6 protein-coding genes are annotated in these 10,159 nt (G+C 45.4%); 2 read left to right on the forward strand and 4 right to left on the reverse strand.

Annotated elements, in window-relative coordinates; all coding sequences use genetic code 11:
* Positions 1-190 precede the first annotated feature (190 nt).
* On the reverse strand, positions 191-670 hold the full coding sequence (locus tag Q0668_RS23875; protein WP_298869058.1) for a MarR family transcriptional regulator: 480 nt from the start codon (positions 668-670) through the stop codon (positions 191-193).
* 347 nt (positions 671-1,017) lie between these two features.
* Here Q0668_RS23875 and Q0668_RS23880 point away from each other — a divergent pair, with 347 nt between their 5' ends.
* Complete coding sequence (locus Q0668_RS23880; RefSeq protein WP_298869059.1) at positions 1,018-6,462, forward strand: neutral/alkaline non-lysosomal ceramidase N-terminal domain-containing protein; 5,445 nt, start codon at positions 1,018-1,020, stop codon at positions 6,460-6,462.
* Here Q0668_RS23880 and Q0668_RS23885 read toward each other — a convergent pair.
* Together Q0668_RS23885 and Q0668_RS23890 are read right to left on the reverse strand one after the other, a co-directional pair.
* Complete coding sequence (locus Q0668_RS23885; RefSeq protein ID WP_298869060.1) at positions 6,452-7,012, reverse strand: type 1 glutamine amidotransferase domain-containing protein; 561 nt, start codon at positions 7,010-7,012, stop codon at positions 6,452-6,454. The two genes, Q0668_RS23880 and Q0668_RS23885, sit on opposite strands and share 11 nt — an antisense overlap.
* A 46-nt stretch (positions 7,013-7,058) precedes the next feature.
* Entirely contained in the window at positions 7,059-7,601 is a 543-nt protein-coding gene (locus Q0668_RS23890) for a hypothetical protein (RefSeq protein WP_298869061.1), read from the reverse strand.
* 256 nt (positions 7,602-7,857) lie between these two features.
* Here Q0668_RS23890 and Q0668_RS23895 point away from each other — a divergent pair, with 256 nt between their 5' ends.
* Positions 7,858-8,265, forward strand: a complete 408-nt coding sequence (locus Q0668_RS23895; protein WP_298869062.1) for a VOC family protein — start codon at positions 7,858-7,860, stop codon at positions 8,263-8,265.
* Between the two features lie 29 nt (positions 8,266-8,294).
* On the opposite strand, the gene Q0668_RS23900 is transcribed toward Q0668_RS23895, so the two are convergent.
* Complete coding sequence (locus Q0668_RS23900) at positions 8,295-10,055, reverse strand: sugar phosphorylase (RefSeq protein WP_298869063.1); 1,761 nt, start codon at positions 10,053-10,055, stop codon at positions 8,295-8,297.
* Positions 10,056-10,159: the final 104 nt, after the last annotated feature.

Consider the following 10,159-nt stretch of genomic DNA (forward strand, 5'->3'; position numbering starts at 1 on the left):
TCAGAATTTCACTGAAAAGATTATTTCCTGTCTTTTTAAATAAATTTGTTTACCAGTCACCTATGGTTCGTGAATGAAAGTGAGGGCCCTCTGTTTCCAGTTTCATGGTTAAAGCAAGATCATGTCGACGCTTCGAATCAGGTGCAGATAATCTTACCATGCAATCGTTGTGTTTGAAAAAATTCTGGCTTTAATTATCTGTTGTCAGAGAGGTACGTGCTTTTTCCAGCAGCCGAGAGAGATCAGAGAGTTCCTCGGCACTTAAGTGGCCTATGAGTTTCCGGTGTAGATTGAGTTCAGGCTCATCCATCTGGTTTAACAGAGTTAAAGCCTTTGCGGTTATTTCAATAAATACAACGCGGCGGTCCTCGGTACAGCGTTTTCGTTTCACGAAATCCTGTGCCTGAAGTCGATCAATCAAGCCGGTAATTGCTGGTACAACCTGCACCATTCGATCCGCGATTTCCAGAGAAGGCATCGGCTTTCCTTCTCCTCTTAGAATTCTCAGTACATTATACTGGGATGGTGTTACGCCAAATTCTCTGAATAGCCTTCCGAATTGATTGTGGAAGATATCGCTGGTTCGCAAGATGTTCAGGATGGCTTCCTGTTCGAGGGAATCGAAAGGTTGTTTTTTTCTAATCTCTCGTTGCAAATTGCTATGTGGCATCTTAGTCCCTGGCAGATGAATAGAATCATCGCTCATTTTACATGTAGACTATTGTGAGGTCAATAGGCTGCACGCTTGCATTTCTGGCCTTTGAGACTTCCTGAATTAACAAGGAAATGCAAGGCAACATTCTTTCATAAGAGTAACACTCAAGCGTGCGATTGGGAATCCGGCTCTGGTTTTTACTCAGTGTGGTGTCATATTTAAGAAGAATGTCGTTTTAGTGGATTGGTACAGAACGAGCGAAACAGTTACACTGAAAGTTCTAGATCGGCGGCAGTTGATCCAGGTTCCAGGTTCGATCACTTTGATGCACTACTGATTTATTAATGTATATGGAGACTAAGATGCAGAAGATAATTCTAATCCGTTTTTTCTTAGTAGTGACTGTGTTCGCTGGTTACATATCCAGTCTCTCTGCAGAAGATCAGAGTACCTATTTAGTTGGTATCGCCAAAGTAGATATTACTCCTGAATATCCCGTGTTGTTGAGTGGTTATGCATCACGAAATACAGAATTGATCTCTCGAGTGGAACAGCAGTTGTGGGCGCGTGCGATTGCCGTGCGAAATGAACGGGGGCAACCGCATGTTCTGATCTCTGTCGATAATTGCGGCGTGTCTGCATCCGTCACGAAAGCGGTTATTTCGAATCTGAAAGAGAAATATAAAATCGCGTCTGAGAATCTTGTGATCTGTTCCACGCATACACATTCTGCTCCGATGCTCAAGGATGTCTTATTGAACTTGTATATTAAAGATCTCTCCTTGCAAGAGTTGGCTGTGATCAATCGATACACACAGGATCTCATTACAAAGCTTACACAGGTTGCTGTGAATGCCATCAAAGACGCGCAACCTTCAATTCTGGACTGGGGAATTGGATCTGCAACTTTTGCAAAAAACCGAAGGCAGATTACTGGTCCGAAAGATCATAGCCTTCCGATCCTGCGAGTGAAAAATGAAGCGGGTCAGACACGTGCGATACTTGTCAACTATGCCTGCCATTGTACTACATTAGGGGGAGTTCCCTTCATGTCTGGAGATTGGGCTGGTTGTGCTGTAGAGGGTATTGAAGCTGATCTCCCGGGAAGTATGGCGATGGTGGTAATTGGTTGTGGCGCCGATCAGAATCCAAAGTTTCGAGGTGATGATCAAGGTGCAGCGCGCGTTAATGGAAAAGAAATTGCCGATGGTGTGCGCCGGCGACTTAAAACGAAATTAACGCCGATTTCTGGAAAGCTCATTGCCGAAAGTAAAGAGATTATTCTCGCTCTGGATAAATTACCGACCGAAGATGAATGGAGGCAACGTTCACAGAAAAAAGGGATTACCGGTTATCACGCGAAAAAGAATCTGAAGCGATTAGAACAGGGGCAGTCTTTAACTGAGAAAATCAATTACCCTGTGAAATCATGGGTGTTTGGGAATGACCTGGCAATGGTCTTTCTGGGTGGCGAAGTGGTGATCGATTATTCTCAGTCGATCAAGAATCAATTCGGTGAGAAAATGTGGGTGACATCATATTCAAATGATGTACCTTGTTATATTCCTTCCGAGCGAGTTCTGCAGGAAGGTGGTTATGAAGGCCGAAACGCAATGGTCTGGTATGACCTGCCTGGTCCTTTTGCTCCCGGGTTAGAGCAAAAAATTCTTGACGAAGTCAATCGACAAATCCCAGAATCATTTCGGGTGACAGAAGACGTGAGCCAGACTGGTGGCAAGCGACCATTGTCTCCGGCGGAATCGATTTCGCGCATGAATTATGCTCACAATCTCAAGGTCGAAGTCGTTGCCTCAGAGCCATTGGTAATCGATCCTGTCGCGGTTGAATTTGGTCCGGATGGAAAATTATGGGTTGTTGAAATGCGTGATTATCCATCTGGCATGGATGGGAATCTGAAACCGGGGGGCGTCGTCAAATATCTGGAAGATCTGGATCAGGATGGAGTTTATGATCGAGCGACCGTTTTTCTTGATGGGCTTTCATTCCCGACTGGTGTGATGGTCTGGAAGCAGGGGGTTCTGGTTTGTACGGCTCCGGATGTCCTCTATGCAGAAGACACAGATGGAGATGGGAAGGCTGACATCAAACGAAAAGTTTTAACTGGTTTTGCGACGCACAATTTTCAGGCGCGTGTGAATAGTCTGGTTCCTGGCCTCGATAACTGGGTCTATGCTTCAGGTGGTTTATTTGGCGGAATCATTAAATCTTTTAATGGCCAGACGGTGAATGTTACCAATCGAGATTTTCGTTTTCAGCCGGAGACCGGAGAACTGGAGCCGGTAAGCGGACGAACTCAGCAGGGCCGTGTTCGTGATGACTGGGGAAACTGGTTCGGCTGTCGTAATGGGAGTCTCTGTGTGCATTATCCGGTCAATGAATCGTACTATCGGAAGAATCCGTTTGTCGTTTCTCCCCCGCCCGAAGTATCAGTTCCTCGGGGGACTGATTCCAGCCAACTTTTCCCGGTGGGTGAACTGGTTCAATTCCACTTAAGTGGGCCTCGCGGGCGTCCGACATCCGTTTGTGGACTGGGGCTCTACCGTGATCTCTTTCTCGGTGAAGCTTTTAATAATAATGCTTTTGTATGCGAACCTGTCAATCAGCTTGTGCATCGTATGGTACTTCAATCGGACGGTGTCACCTTTTTCGGGAGTCGTGCCTCTGAAGAACAGGATCGCGAATTTTTAACGTCCACGGATAACTGGTTTCGTCCTGTGCAGGCTCGAATGAGTCCCGATGGATCATTGTTTGTTGTGGACATGTATCGTTATCTCATCGAACATCCCAAATGGCTGTCTCCCGAAGCAGTTGCTAAGCTCAACGTGCGCGCTGGTGACACACGCGGACGCATTTATCGGATTTCACGAAAAGATCAGCGGCTGAAATCTGTGCCTGATCTGAAACAAATGAATTCGACAGACCTTGTCAACCTTTTGAAAAGCAGTAATGGTACATTACGAGATATGGCACAGCAGGAGATTGTTTTGCGTGCTGATTTGGAAACGATCGCTCCATTAAAATTGATCGCCGGTAGCGAAGTGCTGCCAGAGTCGCGTTTGCAGGCGATGTGTACTTTGGATGGACTGGATGCTTTAGACGCTTCGCTGCTACTGCCACGGATCATCGATTCCCATGAGGGAGTTCGCAGAGAGGCGATCCGTTTGTCGGAGCCATTTTTGAACCAGTCAGCTCAATTAGCGAACTCTATATTGGAACGAGTGAGTCAGGAAAAGAGTTTGCCCGTGATATTGCAGTTGGCTTACTCGTTAGGGTATTTGAAAGGTGAAGCTGCTACCGAGGCATTATTGCAATTGATGGAAGGGCATTCTGAGAATGTCTACATCAGATCGGCTGTGCTGACCAGTTTCGAACGAAATCGCTTAGCATCTGCCATTGCAGTATTGATCCCGCAAATCAGCCAAAAACCGAAATTGCTACCAGTATTTGAAGCACTCTCAGGGATGGCAATCGCGATAAAAGATCCTGTAGTTTTGGGGGAAATCTCAAACGAATTACTCACTCATTCTATACAGAATAAGAAAATCCCATTATGGGAATGGACTGCCCTCTCTCGAATTTTCATGGTGACAGGCGCTGTCAAAAAGATAGAAGATCAGACTCTTCAGACGCAAATCAAGACTTTACACGAACGTGCCAGTGAATTGATTACGAATAATCAGCGTGTTGAATCTGACCGAATTGCCGCCATTGAATTTGTATTAATTACGGGTCAGCGCCAGGCAGATCTGCAGTTGATTTCTGGTTTGTTAACGCCACAGAGTTCATTGAAAGTACAAATGGCAGCGATACGTGGTTTAATCAATACAGGGAGCGCTGAAGCCATTGAATTGGTTTTTCATAATTGGAAGCAGTTTACTCCTGCGTTACAAGCGGAAGTACTCAGTCAATTATTGATACGTGAAACAACAACGATGGAATTATTAAGCAGAATTGAACAGAAGTTGATTCAACCTGTTCAGATCGATCTTACCAACCGCCAAAGACTGATAGATCATAAAAATAAAAAAGTCAGTCAACGGGCCAGAAAACTATTTACCGTCGCAACCAGTGCGAGTCGGGAGGCGGCACTAAAGAAATATCAGTCGATCAATTTGAAGCAGGGTAACATCACGCGCGGAAGCGTGGTTTTTGAGAAACAGTGTGCCGCCTGTCATCGGCTGAATGGCAAAGGGCATGTAGTCGGTCCGGATCTGGCTGCGTTGACCGATCAGTCGAAATCATTTTTACTGACTTCGTTACTTGACCCGAATAAGGCGGTAGATGGTCGGTATGCCTCTTATCTGGTCGTAACTGAAGACGGGCGAATTAATACCGGAATTCTGGTGTCCGAGCAAAGTAACAGTATTACCTTGAAAGGGCAGCAGGGAAAAGTTCAGACCATTCTCAGGACCGAGATCGAAGAATTCATCAATACTGGTAAATCTTTGATGCCGGAAGGTTTGGAACGGGAAATTTCTCCGGAAGCGATGGCTGATTTGCTGGTCTTTATTCAGGAAAACAGTTCCCCCGTTAGTTACAAGTACACAGGAGCTTCTCGACCGGATGCTAATTATCCCGATGGTCCCAATCGCAAGAAGCTTGTCAATCAATCACTGGGTTCCGCACGGTTTAATGATGGTCAATGGATGGGATTTCGATTTGCCGGTTCTCAACCACAGCCTAGACTCGACTTTGATATGGGGAGAAAAATACCACTACGTTCCTTGAAAATTGTGTATGGCGTGAATCATGAACCGGGTTCTATCCATGCTCCCTCCTCGATTGTGGTGTCTTTCAGTAATAACGGTCAGCAGTATGGGAACCATGTCAAATTCTCAAAATTTGATGATCAGCCTGACGGTCTGGGGCTGTTTGAGCTTGATCCTCGAACCGTTGAGGTCAATCTGCCTCCTCAGCAGACTCGCTTTGTTCGTATCGATTTTCAAAGTCAGCAAGGGTGGATTTTTCTTTCAGAAATTTCCATCACCAGTAATCCTGTAGAGAGTCAGAATCAGGCTGTTCCTGTGAATGCGGGAGAGTTGAAGGCCCCCTCTGATCCGATCGATCCGATCACGAAGATTAAATCTTTAGTGGCCCGTGTAAAGGTGGGAACCAAAGACGAGTATCGTGAAATTCCAGATATCTGGCGCACAGCGGTGGCACTGGGAAAACGGAATCAGGCTGAAGAAATCAAAAAATTATTGGATGCCTCATTGCCTGAAGCGCAGGGGACTCTGCAACGCTGGCAGGCCGTTGTCATTGGTGGAGGAATCGTCAATGGAATCACGATTGCCGGCGATTGGCCACGTGCACGGATTGAAGGGATATTAAAAGGAGACAAGCAACTTTCTGCTCGCTGGAAACATGCACTACTGCAGTCGGTCAAGATGGCCGACGATCCACAAATCAAATCAGGAACGCGTTACGATGCAGTGAGGATGATTGCCATGTTGGATTATCAAACTTGCAAAGCACAGTTGAAAAAATATCTGGTAGATCCTAAGCAAGCAGAATTACAGATGGGGGCAGTGAGTGGAATTGGCGATATTGATTCTTCAGAAGCAACACAGGAATTGATCAAGGCGATTCCCATTCTGACTCCCCGAAACGGTAAGATTGCATTGGAGTCGCTCATGAGAACCGAATCACGCATAGTGGCATTGCTGGATGCTGTTCAGATGCAGAAACTCTCAGGAGAACTGGTTCATTCAGAAATTCAAAAACAGTTAAAAACACATACGAATGCTGAATTGCAGCGACGGGCAAAAAAGGTATTTAGTCCATAAAAGATTCTGATGTTTTTGTGGAATGTAATACGTCCAATATTCCTCGACAAAAGTCAGGTAAATCTCCCGGGCGACGGCTCGAAACAAAATGACGATCTACGACAACGGAAGCGTCTTCCCAGATGCAACCCGCATTGATCAGGTCGTCCTTGATCCCTGGAGAGCTAGTGACTTTGACTCCTGAGTAAATGCCCGCTGAAATGGGCATCCAGCCTCCATGACAGATGGCGGCTATCAATTTTTCTCTGGCGTGAAATTCGGTGAGTAGCGATAAAACCTTTTCAAAACGGCGGAGTTTATCGGGCATCCAGCCACCTGCGCAAATCACGCCCTGGTAATCGGTAGAGTTGATGCTATCGATTGTGGCTTCTGAGACCGCCGGGTATCCATGTTTTCCCAAGTACGTTTTACCCGCTTCTAAGCCTGCCAGTGTGGTTTCTGCTCCTGCTTCTTCCAGGCGAAATTTGGGATACCAAAGTTCAAGATCTTCATAATCTTCTCCAACGAAGAGCAGAAACTTTTTACCTGATAAAGGCAGTGAATCAGTCATGTTTTATTTCCTAAGTGGCAAATTAATAACTCAGTGGATTGTGGTTTCAAGCGGCGGGCCACATGAATCCAAAGATGATTCCAACAATCGCGGCGTAGAGAATCGATTCGATGATGTGCCCAATGATACGATTGTGAAACCAGATGGAGTGTTGCACGACTGAGGATAAAAAAACTAACAGTCCCGCTGTTGACATGAATCGAAAGACAACCCTGAACTCCGCGCCAGGGGCAATTGCTAATGTCGAAAGGTAGGCAAGGCAAAAACTGACGACCAGAAAATAGACAAACGTCAGTCCCAATTTTTTTCCCATGCCCACTTTCGGAAACACAGTCATCACGCCGGCTGGACCATTATTCCATTTTTGCTGGTATTCCTCAGTTTTCATGTCTGCGGGAGTGTCACAGCCTGGAAACATATAGTTACCTTGTGGAACATTCAGGTCGGTCATTGTTTTGAGAAACTCGTCTTCTTTCTCCATTTTTTTCCAGTCTTCACGATGGAGTTGAAAGACCATCCAAGTCAAAAAACTGGCAAAAAATAAAGCGATCGCTGACAAAATGATTGGCATAAGCAGGCTCGTTAACATGTCATTAATCCTGGATAAGGTTCTGGAACTATGGTTAGAAGAAATTAACAGAGAGATTTGTTTAAGAACTCGATTCCATGATAGGCATTTTTATTCTTCATTGAAAGGTTACGAGGAGACTGTCTGAGTCCTTGTCCTGTTCATTTTAGCAAAAAAGACAGGATTTCTTCTGTCAATACATATTGAAAACTGTGTTTCATGCGATTGTAATAGAGGCATTTTTATTAGCTTCCTTGTTCAGAAAGTGAAGAATTCCATGCAACGAGCTGCGACAGCAATTCAAGAACTTGTGCCTCTATTGTATGTTGATGACATCGTTCATTCATCTGCCTTTTATTGCGATGGACTTGGTTTTGAACTGAAGCTCAAATGGGAGCCTGACGGTAAACTTGCCTGGTGTCGTCTGGAACGTGGAAATGCGGCGATCATGTTACAGTTAGCTGTTCCCGAAGAAGACGGTACTGTGGAAGAACGTTGCAAGGGTGTCGGCTTCTTTTTTTTGTGTGATGATGCCCACAAGATGTACGAAGAATTGGTGTCCAGGGGCCTTTCACTGGAACCTCCGAAAGTTGCTTTCTATGGGATGAATCAACTTTTCGTTAAAGACCCTGATGGCTATGAACTTTGTTTTCAGAATCAGGTTGAAATGCCGACGGGGGAGTAGAGTGTACGCGGATGCCTCTTCGTTCTTAACTATGATTGCTCCGATAAATTTGTCAGCCAGATGACTTGGTAGGGTTTAAGGATGAGATCAGCGTGCAGATCCGAGTAGAGTTCACCGCTGATCAGATCAACCCACGAATCGGTGCCGATCAGATTGATCTCTGATAATGGAACGATCTGTTCGTGCTTCGTGACATTATTGATTGCAAAAATGCTCTGCTGCCGATTCATACTCTGACGCCAGAAAGCAAACACGCTGTCGTTCAGGTGGAGTGTAAACTGTGTTGCGTTTGGATGAAAAGCGGGTTGTTGTCTACGAATTTTCAGCAGGTGACACATGCCTTGAAATATGCGTGCGTGTATGGAATTTACATCGGCCAGTACTTTCAGTAATTGATCGTAATCCCAACGAAGACGGTTGATCGAACGGTTCTGCCCCGTCTTTTCAACGGCCGCCAGATCATTGTGCGTGCCCAGAAAACTGTGAATATAGATAGCGGGAATTCCTTCCAGCGCAAACATGATGGCATGCGCGCATAGGAACCGTTTGATTTGCCATTCATCCGGTCCTTCTAGTGTTCCCTGCAGGGCATCGATTAACGAAATGTTAATTTCATAAGGTCGCATGGAACCTCCGGCGAGGGCTCGCATTGAGATCCGTCCGCCAAACTGTTCCATCATGGAAACCATTTGGTTCATTTCTTCCTCATTCATCAGACCTTCTGCCGGCCTGAGTCCAATGCCATCGTGCGAGGCAATGAAATTCAAATAGGTTGTGCCATGCAAGGCGGGAGGCATACTCATCATCCACGTTTTTAAATGCTGACAACTGCCGCAGAGTAGTGCGTTTACTAACAGGGGTGGGAGTGAGAAATTATAGATCGCGTGGGCTTCATTCGAGTTTCCAAAGTAAGACAGATTTTCCTGGTTGGGAAGATTCGTCTCAGTGATGATCATGGCTTTGGGTGAGACAAATTGAATCAATGTCCGTAATAATCTTACAATTTCATGTGTTTCCGGCAGACTCAAACAGTTCGTGCCCGGTATTTTCCAGAGAAAAGCAATCGCATCCAGACGAAATATTTTCACGCCTTGATCCAGATATAATTTCACGATTTTGACAACTTCACGAAGTAACTGTGGATTGGCAAAGTTCAAATCGACCTGATCCGAACTGAATGTGCACCAGACATGACGCGTGCCTTTGGGTGTTTCGATCGGTTGCAATAACTCATTTGTTCTTGGTCGTATTACTTCAGCGAGATCATCGTCGGGGTTTGCGCAGCAAAAATAATTTTTACCCGGTATAACGCCCTGTTTGAATTGTTGAAACCATTGGCTTTGACTTGAACAATGATTAATCACCAGGTCGGACATCAATTGAAATTCGTCAGCGATCGCGTTGATGTGGCTCCAGTCTCCCAGTTCAGGATTGACTTGTTTGTAATCGATGATTGAAAAACCATCGTCCGAGCTATAGGGAAAAAAAGGAAGAATGTGAATTCCATTAATCGTTTCTTTCAGGAATTCTGCTGAGAATTTCCGTAATGTTTCCAAAGGTTGCTGCTCCGTTTTGAGCAGACTGTCGCCATAGCTAATCATAACGGCATCGTTTTGATCCCAGTGGTTTTGATGCGTCTGGGGCGTGTGACATTTCCCCTCGGGAGACATGATGTCAATCAGGTTCTGGGCAAACGTGGTATGGTCTAAATCGGGGTAAATCACCCTCAAATGATTTTCGACGAGAAATCGGTATTCGCTGACAGCGGAATGCTCAACTGGTTCGATCATCGCTTTAGGAAAACTCCCGGTAGTCATCATCAATGGCGTAACACAGGTGTTTGAAGATATCAGGAATCGCACTTTGCACACGATTCCAACTGGGGATGAAAGGA

This window comes from uncultured Gimesia sp. (genome assembly GCF_937910335.1).
Classification (GTDB): Bacteria; Planctomycetota; Planctomycetia; order Planctomycetales; family Planctomycetaceae; genus Gimesia.